We start from the raw sequence: 15,814 nt of genomic DNA, 5'->3' as shown, positions 1-15,814 counted from the left end.
GATAGGCCCCCGCCTTGGCCGCTAGGCCGGCATCCTGAACCTGAGGTTCAGAATTGGTCGCAGTTAGCAGCACTTCGGGTACATCAGACAGAGTGACGCGCGCGCCCGTGCTACAAATTTCCGCAACCGTGCACATGGCATTGGTTCAAGGAATATATGACCTTGGCGAACCAGGCAGGGAAGCTGACTGAACTGTGTTTCGATGCGCCAATTTGACCACCGTTGATCGCCGAGATCAAGGAGAATCGACGCATCGATTAAAACGTTACTGCGTCTCGTGCTGTGCGAGCACCGCGCCGAGCTGTTCGTTCATCTGGTGCATTGTACGACGGATTTCCTCCGCCGGAAATGCTTCACCGTGCCGCACGCTCGTTTGCAGCCGCAGCAATTCCGATGCGAGCGACAGTGCCGCCATCACCGCGATGCGATCGGTGCCGCGTACCGAGCTGTTCGAGCGGATTTTCGACATTTCGGCGTCGACGCGCGCGACCGCCTCGAGCAGTGCCGCTTCGGTCTCGGCCGAACAGGCGAGACGATAGGCCTGACCGAGAATCGAGACTTCGATCTGCTTGGTGCTCATGCATGTTCTCCGTGGCTGGCCGCGTCATCGCCATCCGTACGCGCCTGCGCATCCAGCAGGTCGAGCTGGTTGTCGGCTTGCTCCGCGCTTTTCGAGCGCGGCAGCTTTTCGAGAATCGCGTTCAGTTTCACCTGCGCGTCGTCGATTTTCGCCGACAGCGTGTCGCGCTCGGCCGCGAGCGCATTGCGTTCGTCGCGCAGTTGCGCGAGTTCCGCGCGGACCGTGTCCGCTTCCGCGCGCAATTGCGCGACCTGCTCCTCGAGCGCGAGCCGTTCCGAGTGATAGCGCTTGTTCAGCGAAATCAGACGGCCAATATTTTGAGATAAGGTTTCGAGTTCGTTGAGCATTTGCTGCGTCCTCTAAAGACCCAGCATTTTAGCGCGGAATAACGCGCAATCCGACATCTGTAACGTTTCCAGTCGTAACACCCCCGCTTCTTGCCGCGAATGGGCGCGTCCCGTGCGTGTCCGGACGCTTCCTTGACGCTCGCGCGAGCGGCTCCTAAACTGGCGCCGCCTCGGTGCTCGCGCGTGGAACGCGCGGTTAAACGGGAAGCAGGGCGCGGGCTCCGCCAGGAGACCGCCAACCTGCGCTGCCCCCGCAACGGTAAGCGGCCGCGTCCAGTGACGCAGGCCGGCTCGGGCGCGTTCCGCGTGCAGGTTTCGCACGCGGACGCGGGCCACTGCGCGTCTTCGCGCGGGAAGGCGAGCCGGTATGCCGCCAGCCCGGATACCGGCCGAGGCGGGGAGCCCGCACGGGCTTCGTGACGCGCGACCTGCGGGGAGGCGGGGCGCGCAGTGCTTCACGGGATTTATCTTCATGCTGACCCCAATCGTCCGCACGGCGCTCGGCGCGCTCTGCGGATTGCCGCTTGCCGCCGCCGCGCAGGCCGCGGCGAATGCCGATTCCGCGGCGTCCGCCGTACCCGCGGCAACGTCCACAGGGCCCGCGGCCCAGCCTGCCGCTGCGACCATGCTCGAACCGGTCGTCGTCACCGCGCAGCGCGCGCCGCAGGCGCTGGCCGACGCGATTCCGCAAACCACCGTATTCGACGCGCAGGATATCGCCGCGCACCCGGGCGCCGACCTGCCGACGCTGCTCGCGTTTGCGCCCGGCGCGCAGATCGTGCGCAACGGCGGCCCCGGCGCGAGCGCGACGATGTTCCTGCGCGGCGCGGAGTCGACGCAGTCGCTCGTGCTGATCGACGGCGTGCGGGTCGACTCCGCGAGTCTCGGTGCCGCGCAACTGAGCCAGTTGCCGCTCGACCAGATCGAGCGCGTCGAGATCGTCAACGGCAACGTGTCGTCGCTGTATGGCTCGGGCGCGATCGGCGGCGTCGTGCAGGTGTTCACGAAGGACGGCGGCAATCGTCCGCCGCGCTTCAACTTCGCGGTCGGCGTCGGCAGCTACGGCACGCAGACCCAGCAGGCCGGCGTATCGGGCCGGCTCGACAGCGACGGGAAGACGACGTTCAGCGTGTCGATCGCGCGCGACAAGGACAACGGCTTTTCCGCGCTCGATCCGGCGAAGAAGCCGAACGCGAACCCGAATGCGAACGGCTACCTGAACGAGAGCATCACCGCGGCGCTGCGCCACCGCTTCAACGATCGCTGGGATGCGGGCGTCAGCTATTTCCAGTCGAACGGCAACAACAGCTACGACAACGCGTGGGGCGCGCCGACCGACCTGAACAACCTCTATTCGCGCGTGCAGCAGGTGCGTGCGTTCGCGAACGGCAAGCTGACCGACTGGTGGACCGCTCACCTGAGCGTGTCGACCGGAAACGATCGCAGCCAGTCGGCGCTGAACGGCGCCTATACCGATCACTTCAATACCGACAACCGCCAGTACACGTGGCAGAACGATTTCCGGATCGCGCCGGATCACCTGATCCAGGCCGGCTACGAGCGACTCGACCAGCAGTTCATGTCGAATGCGTATGCCGCGCCGCAGCGTCACGTGAATTCCGGCTGGATCGGTTATTCGGGGCGCGTCGGCCACCAGCAGTTCCAGGCGAACCTGCGCCGCGACCAGTACTCGGACTTCGGCGGCGCCAATTCCTACTATCTCGGCTACGGCCTCGAGCTGACCGATCGCTGGAAGGTGACCGCGAGCTATTCGGACGCGTTTCGCGCGCCGAGCTTCAACGACCTCTATTTCCCGATGGCCGGCAACCCGTCGATCCAGCCGGAGCGCAGCCATTCGATCGAAGCCGCGCTGCAGTACGCGTCCGACGCAGTGGGCGTGATGCGGCTCACCGCGTTCCAGACGCGCTACGCGAACCTGATCAACTATCGGCCCGACGCGAGCGGTTTCTACTATATTGCGCAGAACGTCGGCAGCGCGAAGGTGCAGGGGCTCGAAGGATCGTGGCAGGGGCATGTCGGCGCGACCGACGTACGGGTTGCCGCCACGTTGCAGAACCCGGTCAACGAAACGCAGAATCAGGATCTCGACCGCCGCGCGCGACGTTTCGCGTCGATGGCCGTGAACCGCGCATTCGGCGCGTGGCGCGTCGGCGGCGAATGGCTCGTGAGCGGCGCGCGCGACGATTCGGGCGGCGGGCGGCTCGGCGGCTACGGGATCGTCAACCTGTCCGCGCGCTACAACATCACGAAGTCGTGGTACGTCAGCGCGCGTATCGATAACCTGCTCGACAAGGACTACGAGCTTGCATATGCCTACAACACGCCGAAGCGCGGCGCCTATGTCACGCTCGGCTGGCAGCAGCAGTAAGCGGATGCGCCGCACGTCGTGCGCGGGGCCGTGCGCGGCATGAGCGCCGCGCGCGCCGCCGCGATCTGGGCCGCGCTGGCCGCCGCGGTCGCGTTGCTGTTCGTCGCGTCGCTGTCGATCGGCAGCGTGCCGATGTCGCCGTGGCAGGCGCTCGCGTCGCTCGTGCCGCATGGCGGCGATGCGCTGTTCGCCGACATCGTCCGCACGCTGCGCCTGCCGCGCGCGCTCGCGGGCTTCGCGTGCGGTGCGCTGCTCGCGCTTGCCGGTGCGCTGCTGCAGGTGCTGCTGCGCAACCCGCTCGCGGAACCGTACGTGCTCGGCGTGTCCGGCGGCGCGGCCGGGTTCGCGCTGGTCGCGATGATCGCGGGCGGTGCGTGGTGGCTCGTCGATGCGTCGGCGTTTGCCGGCGCGCTCGTGTCGGTTGCGCTCGTGCTCGGTCTCGCGCGCCGCGAGCTGTGGCGCGGCGATTCGCGCGACGCGTCGCCGCGGCTGCTGCTCACCGGTGTCGTGATCGCGGCAGGGTGGGGCGCGCTCGTCACGCTGCTGCTGTCGCTCGCGCCCGATGCGCGGTTGCGCGGGATCATCTTCTGGCTGACGGGCGACTTGAACGGCGTGACCGCACCGTGGTTCGCGTGGGGTGCGCTGCTATTGGCCGCATGTGTCGCGCTGCCGGCTGCGCCGCAATTGAACGTGCTGCTGCGCGGCGACGCGACCGCGCTCGCGCTCGGCGTGCCCGTCGCGCGCCTGCGTGTGAGGATCTATCTCGTCGCGTCGCTGGCCGCGGCGGCGGCGGTGACGACGGCCGGCACGATCGGCTTCGTCGGCCTCGTCGTGCCGCATGCGCTGCGGCTCGCGTTCGGCAACGACCAGCGGATGCTGCTGCCGGCCGCGATGCTTGCGGGCGGCGGCGGCGTGATGGCGGCCGACCTGCTCGCGCGCACCGCGATCGCGCCCGCGCAATTGCCGGTCGGCGTGATGACCGCGTTGATCGGCGTGCCGGTGTTCCTGTGGATGTTGCTGAGGAGGCCGATGCGATGACGAACATGGCGCAGCACTCCGCCGCTGCCTTACGCGACGACATGACCTACGCGACTGTCGACCTGACGCTGAAGGCCGGTGCGCGCATGCTGCTCGACGGCTTCACGCAGGCCTTCCGTCCCGGCGAAATCTGGTGCGTCGCGGGGCCGAACGGTGCGGGCAAGACGACGCTGCTCGCGACGCTCGCGGGGCTGCAGTCGCCGGCCGGCGGCCGGGTCGAGATCGACGGCCGGCCGCTCGCCGCGTGGCAGCCTGCGCAACTCGCGCAGCGCCGTGCGCTGATGCCGCAGCAACTGCACGATGCATTCAGCGCGACCGTGTTCGACACGGTGCTGCTCAATCGCTTTCCGTATCTCGGCGGCTGGGGCTGGGAGCGTGACGGTGACCGCGCGGCCGCGCACGACGCGCTTGCGACGTTCGACCTGGCCGCGCTCGCGTCGCGCGACGTGCTGTCGCTGTCGGGCGGCGAACGGCAGCGGGTCGCGCTGGCCGCGACGCTGTGTCAGGATGCGCCGCTGATGCTGCTCGACGAGCCGCTCGCGCATCTCGACCTGCATCACCAGATCGACTGCCTGACCGCGCTGACCGCGTGGCTCGATGCGGGCCCGCGCACGGTGCTGTTCTCGTGCCACGACCTGAACCTCGCGCGGTGTTTTGCGACGCATGCGCTGTTGCTCGACGGCCGCGGCCATGCATGGGCCGGCCCCGTGCACGACGTGCTGACGCCCGAGCGCGCAAGCGACGCGTTCGGCTATCCGCTCGTGCTGATCCGCGAGCATGGCCGCGACGCGCTGCTGCCTGCGTGGCCCGGGCGACAATGACCTTTTCCTTTACGATGCGCGGCGCAGGCCGCGCCAACGACACGGTTCCTCGATGACGACTCCGACCCAGTTCCCGCCCGCGATCGCGCCGCTCGACGATGCGCTGCGCAAGCGCCTGCAGCATGTGATCGACCACAAGACCAAGCCGCCCGGCAGCCTTGGCCAGCTCGAGGCGGTCGCGCTGCAGATTGGCCTGATCCAGCACACCGAGCGGCCGGTCGTGCAGCGCCCCGTGATGATCGTGTTCGCAGGCGATCACGGGATCGCAGCCGAGGGCGTAAGTCCTTATCCGCAAGCGGTGACCGCGCAGATGGTCGCGAACTTCCTCGCCGGCGGCGCGGCGATCAACGCGTTCTCGGGCGTCGCGCAGTGCACGCTCGAGATCGTCGATGCGGGCGTCGCGTCGCCGCTGCCGCTGTCCGACCGGCTGGTGTCGCTGCCGGTCGCGCGCGGCACGCGCAACTTCGCGGCGGAGCCGGCGATGACACGCGACGACGCGATGACGGCGCTTGCGGCCGGTGCGGCGCGTGTGCGCCTGCATGCATCGCTCGGCACGAACGTGATCGGCTTCGGCGAGATGGGGATCGCGAACACGTCGTCGGCCGCGTGCCTGATGAGCCGCCTGCTGAGCGTGCCGATCGACGCATGCGTCGGGCGCGGCACGGGCCTCGACGACCAGGGGCTCGCGCACAAGCGCGCGGTGCTCGGCCGTGCGATGGTCAAGCACTCGCACGCGATCGCGCCGCTCGACGTGCTCGCGACGTTCGGCGGCTTCGAGATCGCGATGATGACGGGCGCATATCTCGCGGCCGCGAGCGAGCGGATGACGATCCTCGTCGACGGCTTCATCGCGACGGCCGCGCTGCTCGTCGCCGAGCGCATCGCGCCCGGCGTGCGCGACTACTGCGTGTTCTCGCATACGTCGCACGAGGCCGGGCACCGGCGCATGCTCGAGCATTTCGGCGCGAAGCCGCTGCTCGCGCTCGACCTGCGGCTCGGCGAAGGCACGGGCGCGGCGCTCGCGCTGCCGCTCGTGCGAGCGGCTGCTGCGTTCCTCAGCGAGATGGCGAGCTTCGAGTCCGCCGGCGTCGACAATCGTGACGCCTGATCGCGCGCGCGGCGTGCGTGCCGAACTGCGCTACTTCTTCGTCGCGCTCGGCTACTTCACGCGCATGCCCGTGCCGCGCGCGATCGGCTACGCGGCCGGCGATCTCGACCAGGCCGCGCGTTATTTCCCGCTCGTCGGCGCATGCGTCGGCGCGTGGGGCGCGCTCGTCTATCTCGCCGCGCTGCGCGTGCTGCCCGCGTCGATCGCGGTCGGGCTGTCGATGGCCGCGACGCTGCTCGCGACCGGCGCGTTCCACGAGGACGGCCTCGCCGACAGTTGCGACGCGTTCGGCGGCGGCTATACGCGCGACGACGTGCTGCGCATCATGCACGACTCGCGGATCGGCACGTTCGGTGCGGTCGCGCTCGTGATCGCGCTCGGCCTGAAATGGCAGGCGCTCGCGGCCATGCCGCCGCTGCGTGCCGCATGGACGATGATCGCCGCGCATGCGGCGAGCCGCACGGCGGCCGTCAGCCTGCTGATGTCGCTCGACTATGTGCGCGCCGAAGGCAAGGCGAAGCCGGTCGCGCAACGGATGGGCGCACGCACGGCATGCGTCGCGGCGGTATTCGGATTGCCGTGGCTGTTCTGGCCGGACTGGCGCGTGGGCCTCGCCGCAGGCGTCGCGCTCGTGCTCGTGCGCGCGTGGGCGGCCCGCTATTTCCTGAAGCGGATCGGCGGTTATACGGGCGACTGTCTCGGCTTCGCGCAGCAACTGAGCGAACTGGCGATCTATCTCGTGGTGCTCGGATGGACGTCGTCCTGATCCGCCATCCGGCCGTCGCCGTCGGGCCGGGCATCTGCTACGGACGCAGCGACGTGCCGCTCGCTGCAACGGCCGATGCCGGCGCGCATGCGGTGTGCGCGCATCTGTCGGCTCTCGGTGCGCCGCGGCCCGAGCAGATCTGGACGAGCCCGTTGCAGCGCTGCGCATCGATCGCCGAACGGCTGGCGCAGGCAATCGATGTGCCGCTGCTGCGCGATGCCGGCTGGCAGGAAATGGATTTCGGCGCGTGGGAAATGCGGCGCTGGGACGATATCGACCGTGCGGCGCTCGATGCGTGGGCGGCCGACCTGATGCATGCGTGTGCGCATGGCGGCGAAAGCGTCGAGCGGTTCGCCGCGCGGGTTGCACGGCGGGCCGACGCGGCCATGCGGGCCGATCGGCCGCAATGGGCGGTCACGCATGCGGGGGTGATCCGCGCGTTCGCATCGCATGTGTTGCGTGTGCCGCTCGATACGCTGCTGTCGCGGCCGGTGCCGACGGGCGGTGTCGTCTGGCTGCGTGCGGACGATGCGGCGCGAACATGGGAAGTCGTGCACTGGGATGAATAGGTTCGCCCGAGCCTGCATGTGCACGGCACAACGCGCGGTCAAACCACCTCAAGCACCGGGCGCATCGAGATGTGCGCGACGAACGCGCAAGTCGTCGGAAATCAGCGCGCCGGCCGCCGCGCACGCGCGGCATCGAGATCCTCGCACAGCGCGGCGGCGCCCTGCGCGATCCGCGGCGACGGCCGCGTCAGCAGGTCGCCGTCGATCGCGAACAGGTTGTTGCGCGCAACGGCCGTCAGCGCGGGCCACGCGTGCCAGCGCGCAAGGCTCGGCAGCGGTTCGTCCGAACGCGTCGCGCCGGCGCTCGTCGTCACGATCGCTTCCGGATTCGCCGCGAGCACGGCCTCGTCGGTGACACTCGGCGCGAGCGGCTTGAGCGACGCGAACACGTTACGGCCGCCGCACAGCGCGATCACGTCGTTGATCAGGTGCGCGCCGTTGAGCGTCGTCAGCGGGCGGTCCCAGACCTGGAAGAACATCGTGACGGGCGGACGCGCGGCGTAACGTGCACGCAGCGTCGAAATGTCGCGCGCAAAGGACGCCGCGGCCGCATCGGCTGCCGGCTGCGTGCCGAGCAGCGTGCCGAGCCGGCGCAGCGACGACGATACGTCGTCGAGATGTTTCGGCTCACTGAAGAACAGCGGGATGTGCAGCGCGCGTAGCGCATCGGTCTGCCGCTCGGCGTTGCCGTGCCGCCAGACGACGATCAGGTCGGGCTTCAGCGCGGCGATCCGCTCGAGATCGAGCGCCTTGTTGTCGCCGACGCGCGGCACCGCTTGCGCAGCGGGCGGATAGTCGCTGTACGTGACGGTGCCGACGAGCTTCCCGCCGCCGCCGGCCGCATAGACCAGCTCGGTCGCGTGCGGCGCGAGGCTGATCACGCGTTGCGCGGGCGCCGGCAGCGTAACCGTATTGCCGGCGTCGTCGCGCGTCGTGACATCGGCGTGGACGAGCGGCGCGTGAACGAGCGCGGCCAGTGTCGCGGCCGGCGCCAGCCGGCGGAACTTGCGCGGGCTCATGCGGATTCCTGTTGCAGCATCGGCACGCAGTGCGCGAGCGCGTCACCGAGGCGCTGCCATTCGGCTTCGCTGCCCGGCAGGCCGATGCGCACGCTGGACGGCTTCGCGAAGTGTCGCGTCCAGATGCCGCGTGCCGCGAGCGCCGCATGCAGCGCCGCGGCGCGCGGATCGTCGGTCCAGCTGAAGAGCGGTGTCGCGCGAACCGCGAAGCCGTGCGTGCGCAGCAGTGCGGCCAGCCGCTCGCCGTCGGCTGCGAGTCGTTCACGCGTGGCGGCCTGCCATGCACGATCGGCGAACGCCGCGTCGACCGCGTGGCGCGCGGGGCCGCCGACCGTCCATGCGCCGAGCATGTCGCGCAGCGCGACGATCCGTTCGGGGCAGGCGAGCACGAAGCCCGCGCGGATGCCGGCGAGACCGAAGAACTTGCCGACCGAGCGCAGCACGACGAGCCCCGGGCGATCGACCTGCGGCGCGAGCGATTGCGTCGCGCCCGTGTCGGCGAATGCCTCGTCGACGATCAGCGTGCCGCCGCGCGCCGACAACTGCGCATGCCAGCCGAGCAGGCGCTCGGCCGGCACGAATTCGGCGGTCGGATTGTTCGGATTCCCGACGATGACGTGACGCAGCGTCATCGGCAACGTATCCGTGCCGATGTCGAGCGGAGTGACGCGGTGGCCGTGACGTGCGAACGCGGGTGCGTATTCGCCGTACGCGAGCGACGCGACGCCGGCGTCGCCGGTCGGCAGCAACGCAGGCAATGCGCGGATCGCGGCCTGGCTGCCGGCGACCGGCAGCACGTGCGCGGGATCGGGCGCGTGGTAGTACTGCGCGGCGCAGGCCGCGAGGCCGTCGCCGTCGTCGGGCAGCCGGCGCCACGCGTCGGCCGGGACGGGCGGCACCGGATAGCCGACCGGATTGATGCCGGTCGACAGGTCGAGCCACGCGTCGTACGGAATGCCGTGGCGACGTGCGGCTTCATGCAGGTTGCCGCCGTGCGCGATGCGGGTGTCAGACATGATGGGTGGCCATGACGAGTGCGCCGCTCGCGACCAGCAGCGCGAGCCACAGCGCGAGCGTGCGTGTGACGAGCGACAGCGCGGCGACGATGTGGACGGCGGTCGCCGGTGCGCCGGTGCCGAGCGCCGGACGATCCTCGATCTCGCCGTGATAGACGGCCGGGCCGCCGAGCTGCACGTTCAGGCTGCCGGCGCCCGCGGCCATCACCGGGCCCGCGTTCGGGCTGTCCCAGTGGCGCGCCTGCGTGCGCCAGCAGCGCCATGCGGCGGCCGTGTCGCCGAGCAGTGCGTAGCTCGCGGCCGTGAGGCGCGCGGGAATCCAGTTCAATGCGTCGTCGAGGCGCGCGGCGGCCCAGCCGAAGGTCAGGAAGCGCGGCGTGCGGTAGCCCCACATCGCGTCGAGCGTGTTCGCGAGCCGGAACAGCAGCGCGCCGGGGCCGCCCGCGACGACGAACCAGAAGAGTGCGCCGAAGATCGCGTCGTTGCCGTTCTCGAGCGCCGATTCGACGGCCGCGCGCGACAACGCGCCTTCGTCGGCGTCGCTCGTGTCGCGCGACACGATCCGCGCGGTCAGCGTGCGCGCGGCGCCGAGGTCGCGCCGCAGCAGCGCCGCGGCGATCGGTGCGACATGGTCGGCGAGACTTTTCGCGCCGAGCGCGAACCACAGCAGCGCGACGTGCAGCGCGGCCGCGAGCGGCCACGGCAGCACGGCCACGAGCCATGCGGCGACGGCCACCGGCGGGACGACGGCTGCGATCCACGCGGCGACGCCAACCACGCGGCCGTGCCGGCCTGTATTCGATGCGCCTTCGATGCGCGCGGCGAGGCGGCCGAACGCGACGAGCGGATGCCAGCCGGCGGGCTCGCCGATCGCGCGGTCGACGATCGCGGCCGCGACTGCGAGCATCGCGACGACGGGCAGCGACAGCATCAGCATGACGGCGCTCCCGTCTTGAGGTCGAGCGGCAGCCCGGCGACGAGCAGCGTCACGCGCGTCGCGAGCGCGGCGACGCGCTGGTTCAGGCGCCCGAGTTCGTCGACGTAGCGGCGCGTGACCGACCCGAGCGGCACGACGCCGAGCCCGATCTCGTTGCTGACGACGATCACCTTCGCGCGCGCGCCGCGCAATGCGTGCTCGAGCCGCTCGACCTGCGCCGCGTACTGCGCATCGTCGAGCGGTTCGCCGTCGGCCGGGCACAGCAGGTTCGTGAGCCACAGCGTCAGGCAGTCGACCAGCAGGCATGCGTGCGGATCGTCGAGCCGCGCGAGCGTGCCGGCGAGGTCGACGGGCGCGTCGGCGAACCCCCATTCGGCCGGCCGGCGCGCGCGATGATGCGCGATGCGCTGCGCGAATTCGGCATCGGCGGCGGTCGCGGTCGCGATGTAGGTGACGGGACGGCCGCTGTCGGCCGCGAGCTGCTCGGCATGCGCGCTCTTGCCCGAGCGCGCGCCGCCGAGGACGAAGGTGAGGTCGTGCGGAATCATCGCGTGATTGTAACGGCGCGGGCGTACCGGCGCGGGCGATAATGCGGCCTTTGCTTCGCGACGACCTTTACACGATGAATGCACCCGAGTTGCGGCCGCGCGGCACGCTGATGATCCAGGGCACGACGTCCGATGCGGGCAAGAGCACGCTCGTCGCAGGCCTGTGCCGCCTGGCGCGCCGTGCCGGCGCGCGCGTTGCGCCGTTCAAGCCGCAGAACATGGCGCTCAACAGCGCGGTGACGGCCGACGGCGGCGAGATCGGCCGCGCGCAGGCGCTGCAGGCGCTGGCCGCGGGTGTCGCGCCGCATACGGATTTCAACCCCGTGCTGCTGAAGCCGACGAGCGACCGCGGCGCGCAGGTGATCATTCACGGCAAGGCGCGTTTGAACCTCAATGCGCGGGCGTATCACGACTACAAGCCGGTTGCGTTCGACGCGGTGCTCGAGTCGTATGCGCGCCTGCGCGCCGGTTACGACACGGTGATCGTCGAGGGCGCCGGCAGCCCGGCCGAGATCAACCTGCGCGACGGCGACATCGCGAACATGGGTTTTGCCGAGCGCGTCGACTGCCCGGTCGTGCTCGTCGCCGACATCGACCGCGGCGGCGTGTTCGCGCACCTGGTCGGCACGCTCGCGTGCCTGTCGGACAGCGAGCGCGCACGCGTGCGCGGCTTCGTGATCAACCGCTTCCGCGGCGACTTCAAGCTGCTCGAACCGGGGCTCGACTGGCTGCGCGCGCAGACCGGCAAGCCGGTATTCGGCGTGCTGCCGTACCTGCACGGGCTGATGCTCGATGCGGAGGACATGCTGCCCGCCCAGGCGCGCAGCGCCGCCGCACGCGGCGACGCCGGCGTGCTGCGCGTCGTCGTGCCCGCGCTGCCGCGCATCAGCAACCACACCGATTTCGATCCGCTGCGCGCGCATCCGCAGGTCGAGTTCACGTACTGGAAGAGCGGCCCGGTGCCGGATGCCGACCTGCTGATCCTGCCCGGCTCGAAGAGCGTGCAGCGCGACCTCGCATGGCTGCGCGACGCGGGCTGGGACGCGCTGATCCATCGCCACCTGCGCTACGGCGGCAAGGTGATCGGCATCTGTGGCGGGATGCAGATGCTCGGCCGCACGCTCGACGATCCGCTCGGCCTCGAAGGCGCGCCCGGCAGCGTGCCGGGGCTCGGGCTGCTCGAGTTCGACACGACGCTGCAGCCCGACAAGACGCTGAAGAATGTGACCGGGCATCTCGCGCTGCCGGGCGGGGCTGCCGTGCGCGGCTACGAGATCCACATGGGCGACACGCACGGGCCCGCGCTCGCGGCGTCCGCGCTGACGCTGGCAACCGACGCCGCACAGGGCGGCACGCGCCCGGACGGTGCGGTTTCCGCCGACGGCCAGATCCTCGCGACCTACGTGCACGGGCTGTTCGACGCGCCCGACGCGTGCGCGGCGCTGCTCGCGTGGGCCGGGCTCGACGGCGCGGAGCGCATCGACTATCCGGCGCTGCGCGAGGCATCGCTGGAGCGGCTGGCCGACACGTTCGCCGACCATCTCGACCTCGACGCGCTGTACGCCGAGTTTCGTTGAAGCGGCGCCGCGCCGCCCTCGCTTTTTCCGCCGGATCGCGTACAACACAGGAGGAGGGCGGATGTCCGCCTGGAGGAGTGCGACGATGAAGGCTCGATGGTGGTGGAGCGTGCTGCTCGCGGCGCTGCTGGGTGCATCGGCGGTTGCGCACGCGTGCGATTCATACACACCGGGCGGCAGCCAGTCCGGTTCCGGCGACGCGACACAAGGCAAGAGCGGTTACTGACGCCGGTATCGGGGCATGATCGGTCATGCCCCTTTTTACGACCGGATTCATTCTTAGTGGGAATCAGTTAAAGCGGATTGGCGTGTTTATCGGCCGAATCGGTTCGAATAGAGTGGGGGCCATTCTCATCCACTCACGAAGGAATCCGCCATGAACCCCAATCGCCTGAACGATTTCGCCGCGACGCTGCTGCGCGTCGCGCTCGGCGTGCTGTACCTCGCGCACGTCGCGCAGAAGGTGTTCGTCTTCACGCTGCCCGGCACCGCGCAGTTCTTCGCGTCGATTGGCCTGCCGGGCTGGCTCGCGTACCTGACCACATTCGTCGAACTGGCGGGCGGCCTTGCGCTGCTCGCGGGCTTCCGCGTGCGCGTCGCCGCGCTCGTGCTGCTGCCGTTCATGCTCGGCGCGACCGCCGCGCATCTGCCGAACGGCTGGGGCTTCTCGTCGCCGCACGGCGGCTGGGAATACCCGGCGTTCTGGGCCGTCACGCTTGCCGTGCAGGCGCTGCTGGGCGGCGGCGCGTTCGCGATCGGCGCACGGGAGGCCGCGGTTCAGCGCGCCTGACGGGCGCGTGAGCCGTGCGCCGTTCGGCGCAACCCGTTCCGGTGACACCCCGTTTGCCGATATCATCGCTCCCTGTATCAGCAATCGAGCGGCGCCAGCCATGCGGCCGGCGCCGCGTGGCTTTTTCGGGGGAATTCATGACGGTGATCGTGGTGGCGAATCCGAAGGGCGGCGTGGGGAAGAGCACGCTGTCCACCAATCTTGCCGGCTATTTCGCGGCGCAGGGTGCGTGGGTCGCGCTCGCCGATCTGGACCGGCAGCAGTCCGCGCACGCGTGGCTCGACCTCCGGCCGGCCGGCTTGCCGGCAATCGAGGCGTGGGATCTCGATCCGGACGCGCCGTCGAAGCCGCCGCGCGGCCTCGAATATGCAGTGATCGATACGCCGGCCGGCCTGCACGGCAACCGGCTCGGCGTCGCGCTGCAACTGGCCGACAAGGTGATCGTGCCGCTGCAGCCGTCGATGTTCGATATTCTTGCGACCCAGCAGTTTCTGGAGCGCCTCGCAGGCGAGAAGGCCATGCGCAAGGGCAGCGTCGAGGTCGGGATCGTCGGGATGCGGGTCGATGCGCGCACGCGCTCGTCCGACCAACTGCACCGCTTCGTCGAAGGGCTCGGCCTGCCGGTGCTCGGCTACGTGCGCGACACGCAGAACTACGTGCAGATCGCCGCGCACGGCCTCACGCTGTGGGACGTCGCGAAGAGCCGCGTCGACAAGGACCTCGAACAGTGGCGGCCGATCGTCGAGTGGGCCGAGCGCCGCGCGAAGAAGGCGGAGAAGGCGGAAAAGGCCGCCAAGGCGTCCTGATCCGGTCGCGCGGCCGTGACGCCGGTGCGCGACAAAATGAGAAAGGGCCGGATCCCGTGCGACACGGGATCCGGCCCTTCGATCGCAAGCGGCGCAGCCGCGCCCGCGCGCCACGGCACGCGGGCGGCCGCTCAAGTTACGTCCAGTTCTGCGTCGGCACGTGATCGCGGTGGCCCTTGATCTTGTTGCCGTCGTCGATGAACACGAGCTTCGGCTTCCAGCCGGCCTGCAGTTCGGCTTCGTCGACCATCGCGAATGCCGCGATGATCACCAGGTCCCCAAGCTGCGCACGGCGCGCGGCGGAGCCGTTCAGCGAGATCATCCCGCTGCCGCGCTCGCCCTTGATCGCGTACGTCGAGAAGCGCTCGCCGTTGTTGATGTTCCAGATGTCGATCCGTTCGTTTTCGACGATGTTCGACGCTTCGAGCAGGTCTTCGTCGATCGCGCACGAGCCTTCGTAGTGCAGCTCGCAGTGCGTGACTGCCGCGCGGTGGATCTTCGATTTGAGCATGTGGCGCTGCATGGTGTCTCCGTGATGCGTCGTGAGAGGCGCGGGCGGGCGGCCCGTCAGATTTCCAGGTTGTCGATGAGGCGCGTCGCGCCGAGCTTCGCGGCCGCGAGCACGACGAGCGGCTCGCCGGCTTCGAGTTCGGCGGCGCTCGGCGCGATCAGGTTCGCCTGGCGGCGGATCGACAGGTAGTCGGGCGCCCAGCCGCGCTCGGCCAGGTGCGTGCGCGCCAGTTGCTCGAGCTTGCCGAGGTCGCGCTCGCCGCCGAGTACGCTTTCGCGCATGCGCTGCAGCGTCCTTGCGAGTTCGGGGGCTTCCCGGCGCTCGTCGGCCGACAGGTAGCGGTTGCGCGACGACAGCGCGAGGCCGTCCTCGTCGCGCACGGTTTCGGCCGCGATGATGTCGACCGGCAGCGCGAGCTGATGGCACATGCGGCGCACGATCATCAGCTGCTGGTAGTCCTTCTTGCCGAACACGGCGACGCGCGGCTGCACGCAGGCCATCAGCTTCGACACGACCGTGCACACGCCGGTGAAGAAACCGGGCCGGAATTCACCTTCGAGGATCCCGCCGAGATCGTCCGGCGGCAGCACGCGGTATTCCTGCGGTTCCGGGTACATGTCGCGCTCGGTCGGCGCGAACAGCACGTAGACGTTTTCCTTCTGCAGCTTCTCGATATCGTCCTGCAGCGTGCGCGGATACTTGTCGAAATCCTCGTTCGGGCCGAACTGCAGCCGGTTGACGAAGATGCTCGCCACGACCGGGTCGCCGTGCTGGCGCGCGAGGCGCATCAGCGACAGGTGCCCTTCGTGCAGGTTGCCCATCGTCGGCACGAACGCCGTGCGGTTCTGTCCGCGCAACTGGTCGCGCAGTTCATGGATCGAGCTGATGACTTTCATGATCGGGTAGCGGGTTCCTCGCGCATGCGCGCGTTGGCGCCGCAGCGGCGGCGTCGGGGTCGAAGCGGAGAACGCCGGCGCGCGGGCGGCGCATCG

Annotated in this window: 18 protein-coding genes, 1 other RNA gene and 1 riboswitch; of the genes, 10 read left to right on the top strand and 9 right to left on the bottom strand. The window is 69.7% G+C overall.

Translation table 11 applies throughout. The annotated features are described in order from the left end of the window. Positions 1 to 2 precede the first annotated feature (2 nt). The 3 genes from ssrS to LXM88_RS18335 form a co-directional block, all read right to left on the bottom strand. A non-coding RNA gene (gene ssrS, locus LXM88_RS18345) (6S RNA) lies at positions 3 to 184 on the bottom strand. 81 nt (positions 185 to 265) lie between these two features. Then, positions 266 to 580, bottom strand: a complete 315-nt coding sequence (locus tag LXM88_RS18340) for a cell division protein ZapA (protein WP_011352906.1) — start codon at positions 578 to 580, stop codon at positions 266 to 268. Further along, a complete protein-coding gene (locus tag LXM88_RS18335; protein WP_006478092.1) occupies positions 577 to 927 on the bottom strand; it encodes an ATPase in 351 nt (116 codons plus the stop codon). The genes LXM88_RS18340 and LXM88_RS18335 overlap by 4 nt, the downstream gene beginning before the upstream one ends. Before the next feature lie 154 nt (positions 928 to 1,081). After that, a riboswitch (cobalamin riboswitch) is annotated at positions 1,082 to 1,335 on the top strand. Positions 1,336 to 1,399: 64 nt separating this feature from the next. Here LXM88_RS18335 and LXM88_RS18330 point away from each other — a divergent pair. From LXM88_RS18330 to cobC, 6 genes are read left to right on the top strand one after another with little or no spacing between them, the layout of a single operon-like run. Then, positions 1,400 to 3,316, top strand: a complete 1,917-nt coding sequence (locus LXM88_RS18330; protein ID WP_262535613.1) for a TonB-dependent receptor plug domain-containing protein — start codon at positions 1,400 to 1,402, stop codon at positions 3,314 to 3,316. 39 nt (positions 3,317 to 3,355) lie between these two features. After that, a complete protein-coding gene (locus LXM88_RS18325; protein WP_175919237.1) occupies positions 3,356 to 4,354 on the top strand; it encodes a FecCD family ABC transporter permease in 999 nt (332 codons plus the stop codon). Positions 4,355 to 4,359: 5 nt separating this feature from the next. Then, positions 4,360 to 5,175 carry an ABC transporter ATP-binding protein gene (locus LXM88_RS18320; RefSeq protein ID WP_412524140.1) on the top strand — a complete coding sequence of 272 codons (816 nt, stop codon included), beginning with the start codon at positions 4,360 to 4,362 and terminating at the stop codon, positions 5,173 to 5,175. Between the two features lie 52 nt (positions 5,176 to 5,227). Then, positions 5,228 to 6,283, top strand: a complete 1,056-nt coding sequence (gene cobT / locus LXM88_RS18315; RefSeq protein ID WP_262535611.1) for a nicotinate-nucleotide--dimethylbenzimidazole phosphoribosyltransferase — start codon at positions 5,228 to 5,230, stop codon at positions 6,281 to 6,283. Continuing rightward, positions 6,273 to 7,049: an adenosylcobinamide-GDP ribazoletransferase gene (locus LXM88_RS18310; RefSeq protein WP_262535610.1), complete on the top strand. Its 777-nt coding sequence runs from the start codon at positions 6,273 to 6,275 to the stop codon at positions 7,047 to 7,049. Before cobT ends, LXM88_RS18310 begins: the two co-directional genes overlap by 11 nt. Then, the gene (gene cobC, locus LXM88_RS18305; RefSeq protein WP_262535609.1) at positions 7,034 to 7,618 is read left to right on the top strand and encodes an alpha-ribazole phosphatase; all 585 of its coding nucleotides are present in this window, start codon (positions 7,034 to 7,036) and stop codon (positions 7,616 to 7,618) included. The genes LXM88_RS18310 and cobC overlap by 16 nt, the downstream gene beginning before the upstream one ends. A gap of 101 nt (positions 7,619 to 7,719) precedes the next feature. Here cobC and LXM88_RS18300 read toward each other — a convergent pair whose 3' ends face one another. From LXM88_RS18300 to cobU, 4 genes are read right to left on the bottom strand one after another with little or no spacing between them, the layout of a single operon-like run. Further along, positions 7,720 to 8,637, bottom strand: a complete 918-nt coding sequence (locus LXM88_RS18300; protein WP_262535608.1) for a cobalamin-binding protein — start codon at positions 8,635 to 8,637, stop codon at positions 7,720 to 7,722. Next, the gene (cobD, locus tag LXM88_RS18295; protein WP_262535607.1) at positions 8,634 to 9,653 is read right to left on the bottom strand and encodes a threonine-phosphate decarboxylase CobD; all 1,020 of its coding nucleotides are present in this window, start codon (positions 9,651 to 9,653) and stop codon (positions 8,634 to 8,636) included. Before cobD ends, LXM88_RS18300 begins: the two co-directional genes overlap by 4 nt. Beyond that, positions 9,646 to 10,590 carry an adenosylcobinamide-phosphate synthase CbiB gene (gene cbiB, locus LXM88_RS18290; RefSeq protein WP_262535606.1) on the bottom strand — a complete coding sequence of 315 codons (945 nt, stop codon included), beginning with the start codon at positions 10,588 to 10,590 and terminating at the stop codon, positions 9,646 to 9,648. The genes cobD and cbiB overlap by 8 nt, the downstream gene beginning before the upstream one ends. After that, positions 10,584 to 11,138: a bifunctional adenosylcobinamide kinase/adenosylcobinamide-phosphate guanylyltransferase gene (gene cobU / locus LXM88_RS18285; RefSeq protein WP_262535604.1), complete on the bottom strand. Its 555-nt coding sequence runs from the start codon at positions 11,136 to 11,138 to the stop codon at positions 10,584 to 10,586. The genes cbiB and cobU overlap by 7 nt, the downstream gene beginning before the upstream one ends. A gap of 74 nt (positions 11,139 to 11,212) precedes the next feature. On the opposite strand from cobU, the gene LXM88_RS18280 reads away from it, so the two are divergent. The 4 genes from LXM88_RS18280 to LXM88_RS18265 all read left to right on the top strand — a co-directional run bounded on the left by LXM88_RS18280 (position 11,213) and on the right by LXM88_RS18265 (position 14,311). Continuing rightward, a complete protein-coding gene (locus tag LXM88_RS18280; protein ID WP_262535603.1) occupies positions 11,213 to 12,715 on the top strand; it encodes a cobyric acid synthase in 1,503 nt (500 codons plus the stop codon). Between the two features lie 85 nt (positions 12,716 to 12,800). Beyond that, the gene (locus tag LXM88_RS18275) at positions 12,801 to 12,941 is read left to right on the top strand and encodes a hypothetical protein (RefSeq protein WP_166896785.1); all 141 of its coding nucleotides are present in this window, start codon (positions 12,801 to 12,803) and stop codon (positions 12,939 to 12,941) included. A gap of 150 nt (positions 12,942 to 13,091) precedes the next feature. Further along, complete coding sequence (locus LXM88_RS18270) at positions 13,092 to 13,505, top strand: DoxX family protein (protein ID WP_262535600.1); 414 nt, start codon at positions 13,092 to 13,094, stop codon at positions 13,503 to 13,505. A gap of 137 nt (positions 13,506 to 13,642) precedes the next feature. Beyond that, complete coding sequence (locus LXM88_RS18265) at positions 13,643 to 14,311, top strand: ParA family protein (protein WP_262535599.1); 669 nt, start codon at positions 13,643 to 13,645, stop codon at positions 14,309 to 14,311. A 136-nt stretch (positions 14,312 to 14,447) separates the two neighbouring features. Here the strand turns inward: LXM88_RS18265 and panD are convergent, their stop codons facing one another. Next, entirely contained in the window at positions 14,448 to 14,834 is a 387-nt protein-coding gene (gene panD / locus LXM88_RS18260; RefSeq protein ID WP_031398432.1) for an aspartate 1-decarboxylase, read from the bottom strand. 44 nt (positions 14,835 to 14,878) lie between these two features. Next, positions 14,879 to 15,718: a pantoate--beta-alanine ligase gene (panC, locus tag LXM88_RS18255; protein ID WP_262535597.1), complete on the bottom strand. Its 840-nt coding sequence runs from the start codon at positions 15,716 to 15,718 to the stop codon at positions 14,879 to 14,881. Positions 15,719 to 15,814 lie beyond the last annotated feature (96 nt).

It is taken from the genome of Burkholderia sp. S-53 (genome assembly GCF_025560745.1).
Lineage (GTDB): Bacteria > Pseudomonadota > Gammaproteobacteria > Burkholderiales > Burkholderiaceae > Burkholderia > Burkholderia pyrrocinia.
This window is presented reverse-complemented; position numbering and strand designations above follow the sequence as displayed.